Below are 19,241 nucleotides of genomic sequence, written 5' to 3'. Positions count from 1 at the left end.
AATTAATCGCCATCCGTCTTCTTAGAGAGGTAATTAATCCTTTCAAGAGCATCGATGCTCTTTCTACGATAAAGCAGTAAAACCACTACAAACTGGAATGAACTTGGCAAATAAAGAAGCATGTTGTCAAAAAATGACAGCAAAACGATTTGCATTGCAATCGCTAACAGCAGGATGTTTCGTTCGCAGGGGTCTTCGCTAAATTTTCGATATGAAATACCCCCGATAAGCCCATAGGCAGCAGAAATAACGATAACGCCCAGAATTGAAAAACCTTGGTAGAAATATACAAAAAATCCCGAAACATTAAATGCACTAGTCACCAAATAATCAGCGGTGAAGAACCCTGTGTCTATGCCAAATAAAGGAGCGAATACAGTTGGAATAAAGCCGCTTAATGCGTTCATTCCGATGGGATCTAAATTCATAGCTACAAGGTTATTAATGTTGGTAATGGTCATGGATAGATACATATAGACCCAGTAAAAACCGACAAATAACTCGGGGATATCACTTCTGATTAGCGAAACGTACATAAAGGCTTCATAACCTGTACGTAAATTACCAACAACTCCAAATAGAATTACGGACAATAATGCAACTGGCACTACCTTATGGATAATTAATTGCGGCTTACGCAAATAAATAACAATAATGAGCTCTATTCCCGCACTAACTATTACCTGTCTTGTAACCAGACAAAGATAAAACAGAAAGATGAATATACATATACGTCTAAAATGATGGTTCTCGTCCTTACCATCGAGAATCAATAGTGATGCGATTAATAGGATAACTAGCCCTAGGGAGTTCATTAACCCATGCACACTCGGAATTCCAAAGTCAAAATACGTTTTTCCAGTACCGAGTAAATGCCAGACAATCGGAAGTCCTCCTGAATAAAGAATCTCAATAATTTCGATAGCCAACCAAATCTTGAACAAAGAATTAAGTTGTTCTGGCGAAACCGAAAGTCTCAGAACTGGTTTGGTAATTTCTTTAAGTCTTAAGCCATTGCCAAAAAAAAACAGGATTGCAAAAGATATTTGCATTGCAATCAAAACCATATAGGTTGAATTGTTAATCGGCCTTTGCCAACCAGATAACATTAAATTACTTAATGCAACAACAAGTATCCATATTGCGCTGAACGCAGAAAGTGGATTAAATAATTTACCTCGTGAAAGCCAGCCTAAAACAAAACATGCAACCGAGAGACTAAAATACACTATATTCAAAATTGCAGTGCCTCATTTCCGCCAGCATTTAGGGATAAATAGCAATCAAGTTCTTTCTCCCAGTCGGGCATGTGGAACCCGACCGACTCGAGCTTGGAAAGGTCGAGCGCGGAGTGGACCGGGCGCGGGGCGATGGGGCCGGAGGCCTCGGCGTAGTAGTCGGCGGTGCTGACCGGCACGACCTTCGCACTGTTGCCGTTCGCGGCCTCGAAGACAGCGCGGGCGATGTCGGCCCAGGACCTGACGGCGCCGGAGCCCGTGCAGTCGTAGGTACCGTAGGGGGCGTGCGTCCCCAGCACGTGGAAGATGGCCTCGGCCATATCGCGGGTGAAGGTCAGGCGGCCCAGCTGGTCGTCCACGACGGTGATCTTGTCCAGTTTGTCGTCCGGGTCGGCGACGCGGTCGGACAGCGCCTTCATGGTCTTGACGAAGTTGTGTCCCTCGCCGATGACCCAGGAGCTGCGCATGATGTAGTGGCGGGGGCACCCGGCCACGGCGATGTCGCCGGCGGCCTTGGTCTGGCCGTAGACGGACAGCGGGCTGAACGGCTCGTCCTCGGTGTGGACCTCGGCCGTGCCGTCGAAGACGTAGTCGGAGGACACGTGGACGAGCGTGATGCCGTGCCCGGCGCAGGTGCGGGCGAGCAGGGCGGGGCCGGTCGCGTTGGCCTTCCAGGCGGTCACGCGGCCCTCGGGGGTCTCCGCCTTATCCACGGCCGTGTAGGCGCCGCAGTTGATGACGGTGCCGTAGAGCGACCAGTCGTACTGCGAATAGGCCTCCGGGTCGGACATGTCGAAGGTGTCGATGTCGCAGAAGTCGAAGTCCTTGGCCACGCCGCGCCCCTCGGCCAGCGCGCGCACCGCGCGGCCCAGCTGGCCGTTGCAGCCGGTGACGAGCGTCCTCCTGGGTGCCATGGGGACGACGTCCCTGAGCATCGGGTGGTTGAGGTCGGCATCGGAGACGGTGGCCTCGTCGAGGGGGATCGGCCACTCGATGGCGAGCTCGGGGTCGGCGAGGTTCACGAAGGTGTAGGTCCTCTTGAGCTCCAGCGACCAGTGGGCGTCCACCAGGTAGGTGTAGGCGGTGCCGTCCTCCAGCGCCTGGAAGGAGTTGCCCACGCCGCGCGGGACGTAGATGGCCTTGCTCGGGTCGAGCGTGCAGGTGAACACCTTGCCGTAGGTGGCGCTGCCCTCGCGAAGGTCCACCCAGGCGCCGAAGACCGAGCCGCGGGCCACGGAGATGAACTTGTCCCAGGGCTCGGCGTGGATGCCGCGCGTGACGCCGCGGCTGTCGTTGTAGGAGATGTTGTTCTGGACGACGCGGAGGTCCGGGATACCCAGGGCGGTCATCTTGGCGCGCTGCCAGTTCTCCTTGAACCAGCCGCGCGAGTCGCCGTGGACGGCAAGGTCGACGACCTTCAGGCCCTCGATGCCGGTCTCCGCCACGGAGAGGTCCTTCTCGAATGCGATGTCTGCCATGTCTCCCTCCCCTCCTACTGCCCCTGTGCGCGGTAGCGCGCCTCGGTGGCCTCCTTGGCCGGGCGCCACCAGGCCTCGTTGGCGACGTACCAGTCGATGGTGGCCCTCAGGCCCCCGGCGAAGTCGGTGTGGGCCGGCCTCCAGCCCAGCTCGCGCTGGAGCTTCGTGCTGTCGATGGCGTAGCGGCGGTCGTGCCCGGGGCGGTCGGCGACCCAGTCGAAGTCCTCGGGGTCGCGCCCCATGGCCTCCAGGATCATGCGCAGCACGGTGATGTTGTCCTTCTCCCCATTGGCGCCGATGAGGTAGGTCTCCCCCGTGCGGCCCTTGGTCAGGATGTCCCAGACGGCCGAGGAGTGGTCCTCGGTGTGGATCCAGTCGCGGACGTTCTCGCCGCGGCCGTAGAGCCTGGGGCGGACGCCGTCGATGATGTTCGTGATCTGCCTGGGGATGAACTTCTCCACGTGCTGGTAGGGGCCGTAGTTGTTGGAGCAGTTGGAGATCGTGGTCCGCAGGCCGTAGGTGCGGGTCCAGGCGCGCACGAGCATGTCGGAGGAAGCCTTGGTGGAGCTGTAGGGCGAGCTCGGGTGGTAGGGCGTCTCCTCGGTGAACTTGGCGGGATCGTCGAGCGCCAGGTCGCCGTAGACCTCGTCGGTGGAGACGTGGTGGTAGCGGACGCCGTACTTCCTCACGGCCTCCAGCAGGCGGAAGGTGCCCTCCACGTTGGTGCGCAGGAACGGCTCCGGGTCGGCGATGGAGTTGTCGTTGTGGCTCTCGGCGGCGTAGTGGACGATGGCGTCGTGGCCGGGGACGAGCCTGTCGAGCAGCTCCGCGTCGCAGATGTCGCCCACGACGAGCTCCACGCGGTCGGAGGGCAGCCCGGCGATGTTCTCGGGGTTGCCGGCGTAGGTCAGCTTGTCCAGGACGGTCACGTGGACGTCGGGGTGGTTGTTGACCACGCAGTGCACGAAGTTGCTGCCGATGAAGCCGCAGCCGCCCGTGACGATGATGTTCTTCGGTTCGAAAATCTCAGACATGGGGAGTTCTCCTGTTTGCTCTTAATACTCGCGCGGGCTGTTGACGATCTCGCCGGCGGCGACCTTCTTCAGGTGCTGCCCGTAGACCGACTTGCCGTAGGCCTTCGCGGCCTCCTCGAGCCCGGCGGTCGTGATCCAGCCGTTCTCCCAGGCGATCTCCTCGGGGACGGACACGGGCAGGTCCTGGGAGTGCTCCACGGCGCGGACGAACTCCGCGGCCTCGTGCAGGCTCTCCATGGTGCCGGTGTCCAGCCACGCGTAGCCGCGGCCGAGGGTGACCACGGACAGCGTCCCCTCCTCCAGGTACATCTGGTTGAGCGTCGTGATCTCCAGCTCGCCGCGGGCCGAGGGCTCCACCCTATGGGCCTTGGCGGCGACGTCGCCCGGGTAGAAGTACAGGCCGGTGACGGCGTAGGAGCTCTTGGGCTCGGCGGGCTTCTCCTCGATGGAGACGGCCCTGCCCTCGCCGTCGAACTCCACGACGCCGAAGCGCTCGGGGTCGTCCACGTGGTAGCCGAAGACCGTGGCCCTCCCCGACTCTGCGTTCTGCACGGCGCGCGTCAGGTGGCGCGACAGGCCGTTGCCGTAGAAGATGTTGTCGCCGAGCACCAGGGCGCACGGCTCGCCGGCGATGAAGTCCTCGCCGATGGTGAAGGCCTGCGCGAGGCCGTCCGGGCTCGGCTGCTCGGCGTAGGAGAGGTTCACGCCGTAGCGAGAGCCGTCCCCGAGCAGTCGCTCGAAGTTGGGCAGGTCCGTCGGCGTGGAGATGACCAGGATGTCCCGGATGCCCGCCAGCATGAGGGTGGACAGCGGGTAGTAGATCATGGGCTTGTCGTAGACCGGCAGCAGCTGCTTTGAGGTCACGAGCGTGAGCGGGTACAGGCGCGTGCCGGACCCGCCGGCGAGGATGATGCCCTTCATTGGTTATAGCCTTTCCTTTCTTACGGCCCTGCGGCCGGCACGGTTTCCGAGAAGACGGGCGCAGCAGTCGACTCCGAAGGCGATGAACTCTGTCAGTCTCCCTTCCCGAAGAAGTTGCGAGGAGACCGCCTTAACGAGTCGACCGCCCTCGCCTATCTCGCTCGCGTGCATAAGGTCGTCTGAGTGCAACTCCAGGAACATACCTACAGCACGATTGCGCGCGAACTGCTGACTGGGAGTCAGATTGTGGGAGTGATAAACCTCGGCGTCCGGCTCATATGCGACCTTCAGGCCCGACGCTACGAACCTGGCGGCCATAAGCATGTCCTCGTTGGTGTTGACATGATCGAATCCACCGCATTCGAGATATGCGGTCCGTCGATAGGCAGAACAGGTGTCAGATGCAAAGAACGTTTTGATGCCGTATTTAGGGAGGTCAGACTTGCTGCGCACCGAGGGAGCGTTGGGATAGTTATAATTGCGCACGAGTTGCTCGTAACGCCTTGCATCCGCCTTGGGAAGTTGCCTACCAGTCACGAGCGCGATTGAATCATCGGCCAAGAAAGGCGCGACGAGCCTCTCCAGGTAGCGATTAGAAGCAGGTACCGCATCCTGCGTGAGAAAGCAAACGAACTCGCCAGCGCTACGCCTCAGAGCCATGTCGCGGGTTGAGCCGTGATTGAATTCCTTACGCTCTATGCGGACAAGGTTAACGCAGGGATGCTTAGCAACCTCGCCTACGGTACCGTCATCGGAGGACGAATCAACCACTAAGATATCTAAAGGCTGCAGACTCTGAGCCTCAATGATGTCCAATAGGCTGTCTATTTCGTCTGCTGCGTTCAATGTGGGAATTACTACGCTCAAGGAAGGGGTCGTCATTTCCCCCTCCTCATTGCTTTGAAGGTCTTAACAAATACGCGAGCATCAAGACCAAGCGACTGATGACGAACATAGAAGAGTTCACGGGCCTGTCGCTGACCACTTCCCCAAGTCGAGTCATTACGATCCGTTGCGGCCCACCAGCCAGTAATGCCCGGCTTACAAGCAAGAACTTCGTCGCGAGCGTCACCGTACTCGTAGGTTTCTTCGAGCGTCACAGGCCTTGGTCCAATAACGGATAAATCCCCTATAAGAACGTTGATGAACTGCGGCAATTCGTCGAGTGAAGTGTGACGTAGAAAACGACCAACGCGCGTAATGCGTGGGTCATCGTCAACCTTTTGTTCGCGCTGCCATTGCGCCAACTGCTCGGGAGTCATGTACTTCTCAGGATGCTCGTGAGCGTCAGAGACCATGGTTCGGAGTTTGAAGATATAGATAGGCTTGCCGCCCTTACCGACTCGTTTTTGACGGAAGAACGGCTTTCCAGGAGAGTCAATCTCAATGGCGACGCATGCAGCTACGACAGGGACGGCCAACACCGCACAGACACCAGCAGAAAACACAATGTCGAAGGCTCGCTTGAAGGCAAAGTAGACTGACCCACCTTTCTTGGGGGCAGCAGCGTTGGGATCGGCAGCAGGCGCCCTATAACTTCCTGTCGCCACGCAACCTTGCGCCGGAGCAGGATTCTCCACGGGGAGAGGAAATTCCGTAGCAACAGGAGTCTGAGAGTCTGCCCGCCAATCCCCAACTTGACCAATCAATGCCGCATCCACGGGCACATCCTTTACATATTCTGTTTTATCTGACACGTTCTCTTCCAACGCTACGTCCCCGACCCGAAGGTCCTCCTTGGTTTGAGCGACAATCGCCAGCAGCTAGGCGATCGCCTTTTTAAGGTTTTGCATTGCACGCTGCTCGGCTGAAAGTACCGCGAGGCCAACGCGGGTGGTTACGCGTCGGCCACACAGATCGAGCTCCAAATAAGCAGTGCTCTTGCGTCTGTTAATGGTTTTGATAAGGCCTTCGTGACCCAGCAGCGGGCCTGCCGTAACTACGACCTGGTCACCGTCTTTAAGGGCTTCGCTCATGGGCACCACGCGGTCTCCCCTATGCGTAAAGCTGCCAATAAGCTGGACCTCTTCTTTTGCCAGCGGCACAAACTGACCGTCCTGGGCAAGCACCCGGGCAAAGTCGTCCATGCGTAGCAGATACTGTTGCACGGTACGGGGGTCTGCCGTATCGCAGATGAGATAACCGGGAAAGAGCGGCTTGGTCGTTTTGACCCATTCGCCGTGTACCTTAATCTCGGTTTGATATTGGGGATAAAAGAGTTCTTGCATGGCGCCCGCCGGCACCATACGCTCGATGCGCTCGCGCATTACGTCTTCGCGTCCGTTAATGACCTGGATCACATACCACACGAGCACCACCCCCTTGCTGTCTTACGTGTGGCTCACGGGGTTTGGGTATGGCTTCGCCAGGGCGCTTGTGCGCGAAGGCGCTCCATATTCAAACCCTGAGCCCAGTTAGACAAGCACGTGGCTCTGCCCCACCGTGAACGGTATGTATAGAAGCAGCGCTGAGGTTGTTGGTGTATCGCAAATACACCAACAACCTCAGCTGGCTACGTGAAATCCAGTCAAGCGGGTACAAGACTGGACTGTACGTAAACAGCTGCAGAACTGCTACGCTTTAGCATGCAAAAAACCTATTTACATCTTTGAATTACTTCAATGCAAATAAATAACGTCGCATGACTTCTTTATTGGAGCTCGTGGTGTTTCTGGCACCGCCGTTACGGCCGGATGCTGATCGACCCTGCGCTTTATGACTTGCTGAAGCCGTGAGCGCAGTTGAACTCATGTAACGTTAGGTATCTTAGCACAAGCTGATAGCGAAACTGATTTGGGTTGCGTTGGACAACATATCGTTCATTTGACGTGCTTAAGGTGGTTGTTTTGGGGATGTTGTTCACGTTGGCGCAGGTTATTGGGGCGCTGGCAATAATTGGGAGCGTTCCTGAAGCCCAACTGGAGCAGCGAGCTACACTGGTAATTGCGTTTGGATAACAAACTATGTACAGACATGGGAAATAAATTGTGCAACTTTTTGTTGATGTGGGTATGGATTTGTGGCGCGAGGTATTTAGGCATGAAAAAAGGCCTTCGGAATTCCGAAGGCCTTTGCATTCACGATGGTGGAGACGAGGGGAATCGAACCCCTGACCTCTTGACTGCCAGTCAAGCGCTCTCCCAGCTGAGCTACGCCCCCGTGACGAGGAGATACTATAGGGGAAGACTTTCTTTGATGCAAGGACTTTTTTGGGTCAGATTCTAAATGCCTATTGATATAGGTAAGCGATGGCGGTGCCGGTGTGGACTTGGATCGTGGCTGTTGACCTGACGACGTTGCTAATGCCCGTGTCGGCCAACAAGCCCAGCGGGGCGTGATCTAGTTCCCATTCTAGGCCGTGTTCGCTTACCTCTGTATTGGGGGCAATGGCGATGATGGAGAACGTCTTGTCCTCGGCGCCTTCGATGGTCCACGATTCGCCTCCGTGCAGAATGCGGGCCGTGGTCTCGTTTTCGGCAATCCAGACCGGGGCGTCATCGTAGCCAGCGAGCAGCCCCAGTACGGAAAGCGCCATATCCGGACGGCCACCGGTGGCGCATGTCGCAACTACTTCGGCACCCGGCCAGCGACGGCGGACGGAATCGAGCGCCAGTGCCAGATCGGTATAGTCCTTGTAGGGGTCGTGGCGTTCTACCTCAAAGGCTTCGGCGGCATCGACTAGCGCGCGACCCGCATCGCTCACCGTGTCGGCATCCCCCACATAGTCGTCGCAGCCCAGGCCGGCGCCCAGCAGCGCGTCGAGTCCGCGGTCCACGGCGACAACGTGGTCGCACTCCCCTGCTAGCCTACGCAACAGATCCGCACTCGCTACCACGGGCGAGCCGCAGACCACTAATACCTTGCAAGCCACGGGCCTCACCTAGCCCTCAAACGAAAGCACACGGTCAAGGTCCAGCTCTTCATAGCTGTCGATAAAGATGTCGCAGTTGGCACGCACCTCGTCGCGCTCCATACGGCCGTGCGGGTCATAGATGCCCACGCGCTTAAAGCCGGCGGTTCCAGAGCTCTTAAGGCCAAAGACGGCGTCCTCAAACACCCATGCGCGGTCAAACTTATGCCCATGGCGCCCCTCCAGACGGCGCAGCGCCAACTCGTATACGTCGGGGAACTGTTTGGAGCGTCCTGCCTCACCCGTCGTGGTAACAAACTCCATGTAGGCATCGAGCCCGGCTCCCGCAAGCGCAGACTTAACCAGCTCGGCTGGCGTAGACGTGGCAACGCACATGGCAATGCCCGCCGCCTTCGCCTGCTCCAAAAATGCCAGGAGCCCCTCACGCGGCGGCACCTTGGAGTACCCATCGATCAAAATCTCGCCCAGCTCGCGATACAGCTCCTCGCCATTCGCGCCAATGCCCCACGTGTCGTGGTAGGCCTGGCACTCGTCCTCGAGCGAAAGATGCTCAAACTGGGCAAAGTCGTCGACCGTCACCTCAACGCCGTGCCGGCGCAGCAGCTCGGGCTGGGCATAGGCCCAAACGGGGGTGCTATTAACCAGTGTGCCGTCGCAATCGAAAATAAAAGCAACGTTGGGGGCGGCGGTCTGGGACATAAACGAACCTTTCGATGTCAAATGGTAAACATCCTGCTAAAAACGTTTTACCAAACGTCAAACTAACAATCTTGAAACCCTAATTGGTAAAACTGTCAAGAGTTTTACCACGGCAATTCTGCCAGTGGTCTAAACATGGCGCTTACCGATTAAACGCCGCCCTAAAACCACTTTCCTTCATAAAAGTAACGTACAGGTGTTATCGTAGTTTCTGCCGAAAGTTCCACCGAGCACGCGAGGTGGAACGAATCATAGAACTATCGCCGTCCCTTCGATTCGTGCAGCCTTGGACCTTTCGCATCTAGTCACCAAGGCAACACGCTGCCGCGTCATGATGGGATCAAACGTGAGCGATACAAAGCTAAAGCCAACGGCTAAAAAGCCCGCAACCCGTAAAGCCGCCCCGCACGCACCGGAGCTCACCAAGGACGATGTCTATCTATTTGGCATCGGCACGTGGGAGCGCAGCTGGGAAAAGATGGGCGCGCACCCCGACACGCAGAACCGTACGCGCGGCTGGCGCTTTTGCGTTTGGGCGCCCGATGTAAAGAGCGTGCATGTCATTGGCGAATTTAACGACTGGAATGAAGAAGCCAACCCGCTGGTGCCCGTGCATACGAGCGCTATCTGGGAAGGCTTTATTCCTGGCGCAGAACAAGGTCAGCTCTATAAGTATCTCATCGAGACCAACGAGGGCGAAAAGCTCTATAAGGCCGATCCGTATGCCTTTAAGGCCGAGTGCCCTCCGGGTACCGCCAGCGTGCTGTGGACCCTCGATGGCTACAAGTGGAACGACGCCGCATGGCTCAAGCGCCGCGCCAGTCATAACCACATGTCGCAGCCCCTTAACATCTACGAGGTGCATATTGGCTCGTGGAAGCGCCACGGCGACGCGCCACAGGGCGAGCCGGACGAGTACGGCAACTACCCCGGTCCCATGGACCCCTTCCCCGCGCAGCGCGGCGAGTTCTACACCTACGACGGCCTGTCGGTCGAGCTCGTGGACTACGTGCACGACATGGGCTACACGCATATCGAGGTCATGCCGCTTATGGAGCATCCCTTCGATGGCTCCTGGGGCTACCAGACGACCGGCTACTATGCCGCCACGTCGCGCTATGGCGACCCGCAGCAGCTCATGCACTTTATCGATGCGTGTCACAAGGCGGGCATTGGCGTAATCATGGACTGGGTGCCCGGCGGTTTTTGTGCCGACTCCCACGGCCTTGCTACCTTTAACGGCCATATGCTGTTTGAGCACGAGATTCACCCCAACTGGGGCACGCACAAGTTCGACTTCGCCCGTGGCGAGGTCCGCTCCTTCCTGGTCTCCAACGTGCTGTACTGGCTCGAGAACTTCCACGTTGACGGCATTCGTATGGACGGCGTGTCCAGTATGCTGTACCTCAACTTTGGCATCGACGATCCGGGGCAAAAGAAGTTCAACAAGTACGGTACCGAGGAGGACCTGGACGCCAGCGCATTTATCCGCCAGGTCAACTGCGCCGTGGAGGCACACTACCCCGACGTGATGATGATGGCCGAGGAGTCCACCGCGTGGCCGCTCGTGACCTATCCGCCGCAGGACGGCGGCCTGGGCTTCCACTACAAGTGGGACATGGGCTGGATGAACGACACCCTGCATTACATGCAGACCGATTTTCCGTGGCGCCCCGGCAACCACGGGCTGCTCACGTTCTCCATCATGTACGCCTTTACCGAGAACTTTATTTGCCCGCTGAGCCACGACGAGGTCGTCCACGGCAAGTGCTCGCTGATCGGCCGCATGCCGGGCGACTGGTGGCGCCAGTTTGCCGGCCTGCGCACGCTGGCTTTCTACCAGATGACGCACCCCGGCGCCAAGCTCAACTTTATGGGCAACGAGATCGGCCAGTTTATTGAGTGGCGCTACTACGAGTCCATCCAGTGGTTCCTGACCGAGGAGTATGAGACCCATGCGCACCATCAGGCGTTTATCAAGGCGCTCAATCACCTGTACATCGCCGAGCCCGCCCTGTACGAGCGCGGCTATACCGACGACGGCTTTACCTGGATCGACGCGGACAACTCCAAGCAGTCCATCGTGAGCTTTGTGCGTCAGGGCGAGGATGTCGATGACGACCTGGTGATCTTGATCAACTTTGACCCGGCGAGCTACGAGAGCTTCCGCGTAGGCGTGCCGCGCGAGGGTGACTGGGAGGTCATCTTCGATTCCGACCGTCCCGAGTTCGGCGGCAGCGGTTATGCCGGCGAAGAGCCCTACACCTGCTCGAGCGAGCCCTATCCCTGGAACGGGCAGATGGACTCCATTGAGATTAAGGTGCCCGGTCTGGCAGGCGTGGTGCTTAAGCGCCGCGGTCCCAGCAGCTATAAGCCGCCCGTGGTGGAGGCTCCCAAGGCTGCGCCCAAAAAGCGCACGTCCTCGGTGAAGCCCAAGCCTGCGGCCGCCAAGAAGGCTCCTGCTAAGGCGAAGGCTAACAAGCCCGCTGCCAAGGCTTCGGCCAAGTCCACCACGGCCAAAAAGGCAGCCACCAAAAAGGCCGCTCCCAAGGCTAAGGCAGCTGCCGTTAAGGCTCCTGCTAAGAAAGCGTAACAAAGGCGTTACCACTGTAATTACCCGCCCCGCGGGGGCGTAGGATACATGTCATAACCGTTCCGGGAGAAACATCCCCGGGGGAAAGGAACGTATGAATAAGATCTTCGACAACAAGCAGGAGTTTACCGAGCTCTATCGCGATGCCGTCATGAGCATCAGCGGCAAGAGCGTCGAGGCCGCCAGCGACCTCGACCGCTTTAACGCCCTGGCCAAGCTCGTGGCCGAGAAGGCGCGCACCGTTGCCACCAAGAGTGACGCCCGCGTCACCGCCGAGGGCAAAAAGCGCGTGTACTACTTCTCGATCGAGTTTTTGATCGGCCGCCTGCTCGACAACTACCTGCTCAACTTTGGCGTGCGCGACATGGTCGCCGAGGCGCTCGACGACATGGGCTTTGATCTGTCCGTCATCGAGAACCAGGAGCCCGATCCGGCGCTGGGCAACGGTGGCTTGGGCCGCCTGGCCGCATGCTTCTTGGATTCCATGGCAGCCGAGGGCATCGCCGGCTACGGCAACGGCATGCGCTACCGTTACGGTCTGTTTAAGCAGGAGATCGTCAACGGCAGCCAGGTCGAGGCCACCGACGAGTGGCTCACCCACGGCTATCCCTGGGAGGTCCGTCGTCAGGATAAGGCCGTGACCATTAAGTTTGGCGGCCGCGTCGAGGGCTTTGAGGAGAACGGCCGCACGTTCTACCGCACGGTAGACACGCAGGACATCCTGGCCGTCCCTTATGACATCCCCGTCGTGGGCTATGCCGGCGAAACCGTCAACAAGCTGCGCGTCTGGGCCGCCGAGCCGGTCGAGGAGCACTTTGATCTGGAGGCCTTCAACCGCGGCGACTATGCCCAGGCCGATGCCGAGCGCGCTGAGGCCGAGGCCATCAGCGCCATCCTCTACCCTAACGACGCCGGCGAGCACGGCCGTCTGCTGCGCCTGAAGCAGGAGTACCTGTTTGTTTCGGCCGGTATCTACAGCCTGCTCGACACCTTTGAGAAGGAGCACGGCGCGAACTGGGAGCTGCTGCCGCAGTTTGTAGCCATCCACACCAACGATACCCACCCCGCCATGTGCGGCCCCGAGCTCATGCGTATCCTCATCGACGAGAAGAAGCTCGAGTGGGATGACGCCTGGAACATCGTGACGCAGGTCGTGAGCTACACCAACCACACCATCCTGCCCGAGGCCCTGGAGAAGTGGCCAATCGGCACGTTCTCCAAGCTCCTCCCCCGCGTGTACCAGATCATCGACGAGATCAGCCGTCGTTGGCACGAGTCTTTCGACACCACGCAGGAGGGCTGGCAGGAGCGTCTGCGCCAGACCGCCATCCTGTGGGACGGCGAGATTCGCATGGCCAACCTGTCTGTGATCTGCAGCCACAGCGTCAACGGCGTGGCCAAGATCCATTCCGACATCATCAAGAACATCGTGCTCAAGGACTTCTATGCCCTGACGCCCGAGAAGTTCAACAACAAGACCAACGGCATCTCGCACCGTCGCTTCTTTGCCGAGGCCAACCCCACCTACGCCAGGCTCGTGACCGAGGCCATTGGCGATGGCTGGCTCAAAGACGCCTTTGAGCTTGAGAAACTCAAGGAGTTTAAGGACGACACCGAGTTCCTGAAGGCCGTGGGTGCCTCCAAGCGCGCCAACAAGGAGCGTCTGGCCGCCTACGTCAAGGCCGAGACCGGTCTGGTTATTGACCCCAACACCGTCTTCGATGTCCAGGTAAAGCGCTTCCATGCCTACAAGCGCCAGCTCATGAACATCATGAAGGTGATGGACATCTACAACCGTCGCATCGCCGATCCCAACTTCCACGTGACGCCGACAACCTTCATCTTTAGCGGCAAGGCTGCCTCGAGCTACACCTTTGCCAAGGAGACCATCCGCCTCATTAACTCCGTGGCCGACGTCATCAACAACGACGCCCGCGTCAACGAGGTCATGAAGGTCTGCTTTATCCCCAACTTCCGTGTGAGCAACGCTCAGCTCATCTACCCAGCCGCCGAGATCTCGGAGCAGATCTCCACGGCCGGCAAGGAGGCCTCGGGCACGTCCAACATGAAGCTCATGATGAACGGCGCCATTACGCTGGGCACCCTCGACGGCGCCAACATCGAGATCGCCGACCTGGCCGGCCGCGAGAACGAGGCCATCTTTGGCCTGACTGCCCCCGAGGTCGAGCAGCTCTGGGCATCGAACAGCTACTTTGCGTGGGATACGCTCAACGGCGACCGCGAGCGTCTGGGCCGCGTGATGGACGAGCTCAAGGACAACACCTTTGCGGGTCTTTCGGGCAACTTCGAGAGCATCTACAACGAGCTCATGAACAACAACGACCCCGACCTGGTCATGGCGGACTTCCGCAGCTACGTGGATGCATGGGAGAACCTCACGGGCAGCTACGGCGACCAGGAGACCTGGAACCGCAAGGCCCTGCTCAACACCGCCTCGAGTGGCTGGTTCTCGTCCGACCGCACCATTCGCGAGTATCGCGACGAGATCTGGCACGCGTAAAGGCGCGCGAGCTCCCTTTGCCGCACGGTATTATTCGACGGGCGCGACCGAGCGCCGCGCCCGTCGCAAATGGGTTTAGGAACATCGATGACAGAAGGAGAAATCGATGAGTAAGAAAGAATGCATCGCGATGCTCCTCGCAGGAGGACAGGGCAGCCGATTGGGGGCACTCACCCAAAAGATCGCTAAGCCGGCGGTTAGCTTTGGTGGTAAGTTCCGCATTATCGACTTTTCGCTCTCCAACTGCTCCAACTCGGGCATCGACACGGTGGGCGTTCTGACGCAGTACCGTCCCTACCTGCTGCATGCCTATGTGGGCTCCGGCGAGGCTTGGGATCTGGACAGCCGCGACGGCGGCGTGTCGATCCTGCCGCCGTACGAGACGCAGACCGGTGGCGCCTGGTATGCGGGCACGGCCGACGCCATTACGCAGAACCTCGACTACATCAAGGCCAACGACCCCAAGTACGTCCTGATTCTTTCGGGCGATCACCTGTATCGCATGGACTACCGCAAGATGCTCAAGACGCACATTGAGAACAACGCCGACCTCACGGTGAGCGTTATGCCCGTGCCGTGGGAGGAGGCCAGCCGCTTTGGCATCCTGACCACCGACCCCGAGGACGGCCGCATCACCAAGTTCACCGAGAAGCCCGAGAAGCCCGATTCGAACCTCGCGTCCATGGGCATCTACATCTTCTCGGCCGACGTGCTGATCGAGGCGCTCGAGGAGGACGCTCTGGACCAGCGCTCGAGCCACGACTTTGGCAAGGACATCATCCCCAAGCTGCTCGGTGAGAACAAGCGCCTGTACAGCTACGAGTTCCACGGCTTCTGGAAGGACGTCGGCACCATCGCCAGCTTCCATGAGACCTCGATGGACCTGCTGGGTAACAACCCCGAGTTCGATCTGTTCGACAAGAACTTCCCCATCATGTCCAACATCACCACGCGTCCGCCGCACTACATTGGCCCGGACGGCCGCCTAGACGACTGCCTGGTCTCCAATGGCTGCAAGATCTACGGCACCGCTCGCCACTCGATCCTTTCGACCGATGTCATCATCGAGGAGCGCGCCGTGGTCGAGGACTCCGTGCTGCTGCCGGGTGCGCACGTTAAGAGCGGCGCGCACATCTGCCGCGCTATTTTGGGCGAGAACTCCACGGTCGAAGAGGGCGTGAAGCTCGGCTCTGTCGATACCACCAAGGATACGGCCGTCGTTGGAAATGACGTCGTTATCGGGAAGGGGGAATGATCCGATGATCAATCGCAAGGCCATCGGTTATATCACCGCTAACTACTCTTCGACCTACGGCAGCGTGCTGCTCAAGGACCGCCCCATCGCGTCCGTTCCGTTTTTGGGCCGCTACCGCCTGATCGACTTCCCGCTGTCCAACATGATGAATGCCGGCATTAAGACCGTCGGCGTCGTCATGCCGGGCAACTACCGCTCGCTGATCGACCACGTGGGCTCTGGCAAGGACTGGGGCCTGGACCGCAAGAAGGGCGGCCTGTTCATGGTGCCCGGCAACGCGTATGGCACCACCAAGGGCGGCATGCGCTTCCTGCTGCGCGACATCATCTCCAACAAGACGCTGTTCCAGCGCTCGCAGAAGCCCTATGTCGTGATGATGGGCACTAACATCATCTTTAACATGGACCTCAACACCATCATCGAGGCGCACGAGAACTCCGGTGCCCAGATGACCGTGGTGTACTGCAAGGCCACGCGCAACGTCAATGACGAGACCAAGCTCGAGATTAACGAGAACGGTCGCCTGACGGGCGTGAGCGCCGGCGTCGCGTACGGCGACAACGCCTCTATGGACTGCTGCATCGTCAACCGCGAGACGCTGCTCGAGATCATCGACCACTACCAGGCCGCCGACTATCTGGACCTGCTCGAGGCACTCCAGGGCGACTTTGGCAACATCGACGTGTGCAGCTACGAGTACAAGGGCGAGGTCGTGGGCGTGTTTAGCGAGAAGTCGCTGTATCGCCGCAGCATGGACCTGCTCGACCAGACCGTGGCCGATCAGCTCTTTGACCCCGAGCGCCCGATCCTGACCAAGGCTCACGACGTGCCGCCTTCGCGCTACGCGACCGGTAGTCACGCCTGCAACTCGATCATCTCGGCCGGTTGCATCATCAAGGGCACCGTGCGCAATTCGATCCTGTCGCGCGGCGTTGTGGTTGAGGAAGGCGCATCGGTGACCAACTCGATCATCAACCAGAGCTGCATCATCAAGAGCGGCGCACGCGTCGAGAACGCCATCCTGGACAAGAACAACGTGGTTCCCAACAACACCGAGCTTCGCGGCACGCCCGAGAACATCCTGGTGCTGGGCAAGGCTCCGTTAACTTCCGACACCACCATCGTACGTTAACGTTGGCACCGCAACATCGCTCGTAACATGTAGAATAGCCGCCCGGTTAGCGCCAGGCGGCTATTCTCGAATTGCAACATGGGAGACAATATGGCAGATTCCAGCAAAAAGATGCAGATCGTGTTTGCCTCGGCCGAGTGCGCACCGTTTGTGAAGACCGGTGGCCTGGGCGACGTGGCGGGCTCGCTGCCCGCGGCGCTTGTGCGCGCCGGCGCCGAAGTCATCGTGATGGTGCCTAAGTACGCCACCATCAAGGATGAGTACAAGGCGCAGATGGAGCACTTCTCCGACTTTTACGTGAGCTTGGGCTGGCGCAATGAGTACTGCGGGCTCGAGAAGCTCGAGCACGACGGCGTCACCTATATGTTCATCGACAACGAGCGCTACTTTGCGCGCGACTATCCGTACGGCTTCTTTGACGACGGCGAGCGCTTCGCGTTTTTCTCCAAGGCCATCACCGAGAGCCTGCAGCACCTGCCGGCCGGCTTTGAGTGTGACATCCTGCACTGCAATGACTGGCAGACGGCACTGGCGCCCGTGTTCTTGCGCGAGTTCTACCAGGGCCTGCCGCTGTATGACCGCGTCAAGACCGTGTTCTCGATCCACAACGTGGCGTTCCAGGGCCAGTTTAGCGACACCGTGATGGAGGACATCCTGGGCGTGGCGCACATTCCCGCGGCCGCCTCGCAGCTGCGTTGCGACGCCTGCAGCATCAACTACATGCTGGGCGCCCTGCGCTATGCCGACGCCATCACTACGGTGAGCCCCACCTATGCCAACGAGATCCAGACACCCGAGTTTGGCGAGGGCCTGGACGGCGTGCTGCGCGAGCGCTCCTATGCGCTGCAGGGCATCCTCAACGGCATTGACGTGGCGGGCTTTGACCCGGCGACCGACAAGCGCATTGCCGCCAACTACACCGTGGAGGACCGTTCTGGTAAGGCCGTGTGCAAGGCCAAGCTGCAGGAAGAGCTGGGGCTCGAGGTTCGCGACGACCGTCCGCTTATGGTCATGGTCACGCGTCTGACGCGCCAGAAGGGCTTGGATCTGGTCATGTACGCGCTCGACCGCATCCTGGCCGGCGGCGTGCAGGTGGCGGTGCTGGGCACCGGCGACCGCGACTACGAGGACGGCCTACGCTACTTCCAGGACAAGTACCCCGGCACCATGGCCGCGCGCATCGAGTTCGATCCGGCGCTGTCGCAGCGCATGTATGCCGCCGCCGATATGTTCCTGATGCCTTCGAAGTTTGAGCCCTGCGGCCTGTCGCAGATCATTGCCATGCGCTACGGCACCCTGCCTATCGTGCGCGAGACCGGTGGTCTGAAGGACACTGTGATTCCGTATAACGAGTTTACCGGCGAGGGCACGGGCTTCTCGTTTAGCAACTTTAACGGCGACGAGATGGGCGACGCCGTGTTCCGCGCGGCACGCCTGTTCTGGGACAACCGCGCTGCCTGGAACCAGCTGGTAACGCAGGCCATGAGCCAGGACTTTAGCTGGACGCGCTCGGCCGACAAGTATCTGGACCTGTACTTCTTTATGCATCCGGAGATTGAGAGGCCGGCGGCTGTTGTCGACGAGCCTGAGGCTGTTGCTGAACCGGTGGCCGCCGAGGAGCCCAAGGCCGAGGAGAAGCCTGCTGAGGCTGAGCCCGCAAAGGCCGAGCCTAAGGTGAAGGCTGAGGTTGCTCTTGAGGCAAAGGACGAGGTCAAGCCCGCTGCAAAGCCCGCAGCTAAGAAGACCACGACCCGCAAGACGACCGCTAAGAAGGCTACGACGACCAAAGCTGCCGCGACTAAAACAACGGCTGCCAAGACAACGACCACGCGCAAGCGCACGACCGCCGCTGCCAAGAAGGCCGCCGAGGCCGAGGCTGCTCCCGAGGTAAAGGCCGAGGTCGCTGAGGCCAAACCGGCCGCCAAGGCTCCGGCAAAGACCGCTGCCAAGAAGACAACCGCGACCGCCAAGAAGACTACAGCTGCCAAGAAGACCACGGCAACGAAGTCGACGGCCGCCAAGGCTACTGCGACCAAGGTCGCTCCGAAGGCTGCCGCAAAGCCCGCCGTCAAGGTCGAGGAGACGCCTGCCGAGCCCAAGGCCGAAGCAGCTGTCGAGGCCAAGCCGACCGCCAAGACCACCACGCGCAAGCGCGCAACGACGACGGCCAAGAAGACCACGGCAAAGGCTGCCGCTCCTAAGGCAGAGGCTATGACCGCCGCCGTCAAAGAGGAGACCAAGCCCGAGGCAAAGCCCAAGCCGGCACCGAAGGCCGCTAAGGTCAAGACCGCTCCGAAGACTACGGCAAAGGTCGAACCCGCCAAGGAGGCCCCGGTCTCCCCCGCCGCTTCGACCGAGGAAAAGGCTCCGACCAAGAAGACCTCCGTCCGCAAGGCAACGGCCACCCGCAAGCGTCGCTAGCCCACAGACGATCCAAAACCTCATCAAACCCTAAGCAAGGGGCGCTCCAACCGGGTGCCCCTTCTCTGTAGGTAGTGG

Annotated in this window: 14 protein-coding genes and 1 tRNA gene; 5 read left to right on the top strand and 10 right to left on the bottom strand. The window is 59.3% G+C overall.

All coding sequences use genetic code 11. The features are described from left to right. Positions 1-2: 2 nt before the first annotated feature. From ACESSC_RS08890 to ACESSC_RS08845, 10 genes are all read right to left on the bottom strand, one after another. A complete protein-coding gene (locus tag ACESSC_RS08890; RefSeq protein ID WP_373162579.1) occupies positions 3-1,229 on the bottom strand; it encodes an O-antigen polymerase in 1,227 nt (408 codons plus the stop codon). Between the two features lie 5 nt (positions 1,230-1,234). Next, entirely contained in the window at positions 1,235-2,716 is a 1,482-nt protein-coding gene (locus tag ACESSC_RS08885) for a sugar nucleotide-binding protein (protein ID WP_373162557.1), read from the bottom strand. Between the two features lie 14 nt (positions 2,717-2,730). Then, positions 2,731-3,750: a dTDP-glucose 4,6-dehydratase gene (rfbB, locus tag ACESSC_RS08880; protein WP_373162556.1), complete on the bottom strand. Its 1,020-nt coding sequence runs from the start codon at positions 3,748-3,750 to the stop codon at positions 2,731-2,733. A 21-nt stretch (positions 3,751-3,771) separates the two neighbouring features. Further along, the gene (rfbA, locus tag ACESSC_RS08875; RefSeq protein ID WP_373162555.1) at positions 3,772-4,671 is read right to left on the bottom strand and encodes a glucose-1-phosphate thymidylyltransferase RfbA; all 900 of its coding nucleotides are present in this window, start codon (positions 4,669-4,671) and stop codon (positions 3,772-3,774) included. Positions 4,672-4,674: 3 nt separating this feature from the next. Further along, positions 4,675-5,553 carry a glycosyltransferase family 2 protein gene (locus ACESSC_RS08870; RefSeq protein ID WP_373162553.1) on the bottom strand — a complete coding sequence of 293 codons (879 nt, stop codon included), beginning with the start codon at positions 5,551-5,553 and terminating at the stop codon, positions 4,675-4,677. Next, complete coding sequence (locus ACESSC_RS08865) at positions 5,550-6,368, bottom strand: sugar transferase (protein ID WP_373162552.1); 819 nt, start codon at positions 6,366-6,368, stop codon at positions 5,550-5,552. Before ACESSC_RS08865 ends, ACESSC_RS08870 begins: the two co-directional genes overlap by 4 nt. Before the next feature lie 66 nt (positions 6,369-6,434). Further along, entirely contained in the window at positions 6,435-6,986 is a 552-nt protein-coding gene (gene loaP / locus ACESSC_RS08860) for an antiterminator LoaP (RefSeq protein WP_373162551.1), read from the bottom strand. 768 nt (positions 6,987-7,754) lie between these two features. Further along, positions 7,755-7,830 (bottom strand) — tRNA-Ala (locus tag ACESSC_RS08855). Between the two features lie 70 nt (positions 7,831-7,900). Then, positions 7,901-8,524, bottom strand: coding sequence for a thiamine diphosphokinase (locus ACESSC_RS08850; protein ID WP_373162577.1), 624 nt, complete (start codon positions 8,522-8,524; stop codon positions 7,901-7,903). Between the two features lie 27 nt (positions 8,525-8,551). Next, positions 8,552-9,241, bottom strand: coding sequence for an HAD family hydrolase (locus ACESSC_RS08845; protein ID WP_373162550.1), 690 nt, complete (start codon positions 9,239-9,241; stop codon positions 8,552-8,554). A 331-nt stretch (positions 9,242-9,572) separates the two neighbouring features. On the opposite strand from ACESSC_RS08845, the gene glgB reads away from it, so the two are divergent. The 5 genes from glgB (at position 9,573) to glgA (ending at position 19,163) form a co-directional block, all read left to right on the top strand. Then, entirely contained in the window at positions 9,573-11,834 is a 2,262-nt protein-coding gene (glgB, locus tag ACESSC_RS08840; protein ID WP_373162549.1) for a 1,4-alpha-glucan branching protein GlgB, read from the top strand. 94 nt (positions 11,835-11,928) lie between these two features. Then, a complete protein-coding gene (locus tag ACESSC_RS08835; protein WP_373162548.1) occupies positions 11,929-14,355 on the top strand; it encodes a glycogen/starch/alpha-glucan phosphorylase in 2,427 nt (808 codons plus the stop codon). Between the two features lie 106 nt (positions 14,356-14,461). After that, a complete protein-coding gene (locus tag ACESSC_RS08830; protein ID WP_035138263.1) occupies positions 14,462-15,610 on the top strand; it encodes a glucose-1-phosphate adenylyltransferase in 1,149 nt (382 codons plus the stop codon). Between the two features lie 4 nt (positions 15,611-15,614). Continuing rightward, positions 15,615-16,742, top strand: a complete 1,128-nt coding sequence (glgD, locus tag ACESSC_RS08825) for a glucose-1-phosphate adenylyltransferase subunit GlgD (RefSeq protein ID WP_373162547.1) — start codon at positions 15,615-15,617, stop codon at positions 16,740-16,742. A gap of 90 nt (positions 16,743-16,832) precedes the next feature. Further along, the gene (gene glgA / locus ACESSC_RS08820) at positions 16,833-19,163 is read left to right on the top strand and encodes a glycogen synthase GlgA (protein ID WP_373162546.1); all 2,331 of its coding nucleotides are present in this window, start codon (positions 16,833-16,835) and stop codon (positions 19,161-19,163) included. Positions 19,164-19,241 lie beyond the last annotated feature (78 nt).

It is taken from the genome of Collinsella aerofaciens (genome assembly GCF_964243765.1).
GTDB lineage: Bacteria > Actinomycetota > Coriobacteriia > Coriobacteriales > Coriobacteriaceae > Collinsella > Collinsella aerofaciens_BU.
This window is presented reverse-complemented; position numbering and strand designations above follow the sequence as displayed.

Excerpts from the sequence above, each read along its gene's own strand:
- glgA (WP_373162546.1), top strand. The coding sequence starts at position 16,833 with ATGGCAGATTCCAGCAAAAAGATGCAGATCGTGTTTGCCTCGGCCGAG.
- rfbB (WP_373162556.1), bottom strand. The coding sequence starts at position 3,750 with ATGTCTGAGATTTTCGAACCGAAGAACATCATCGTCACGGGCGGCTGC.
- ACESSC_RS08845 (WP_373162550.1), bottom strand. The coding sequence starts at position 9,241 with ATGTCCCAGACCGCCGCCCCCAACGTTGCTTTTATTTTCGATTGCGAC.
- ACESSC_RS08885 (WP_373162557.1), bottom strand. The coding sequence starts at position 2,716 with ATGGCAGACATCGCATTCGAGAAGGACCTCTCCGTGGCGGAGACCGGC.
- rfbA (WP_373162555.1), bottom strand. The coding sequence starts at position 4,671 with ATGAAGGGCATCATCCTCGCCGGCGGGTCCGGCACGCGCCTGTACCCG.
- glgB (WP_373162549.1), top strand. The coding sequence starts at position 9,573 with ATGATGGGATCAAACGTGAGCGATACAAAGCTAAAGCCAACGGCTAAA.
- ACESSC_RS08870 (WP_373162553.1), bottom strand. The coding sequence starts at position 5,553 with ATGACGACCCCTTCCTTGAGCGTAGTAATTCCCACATTGAACGCAGCA.
- glgD (WP_373162547.1), top strand. The coding sequence starts at position 15,615 with ATGATCAATCGCAAGGCCATCGGTTATATCACCGCTAACTACTCTTCG.
- ACESSC_RS08830 (WP_035138263.1), top strand. The coding sequence starts at position 14,462 with ATGAGTAAGAAAGAATGCATCGCGATGCTCCTCGCAGGAGGACAGGGC.
- ACESSC_RS08835 (WP_373162548.1), top strand. The coding sequence starts at position 11,929 with ATGAATAAGATCTTCGACAACAAGCAGGAGTTTACCGAGCTCTATCGC.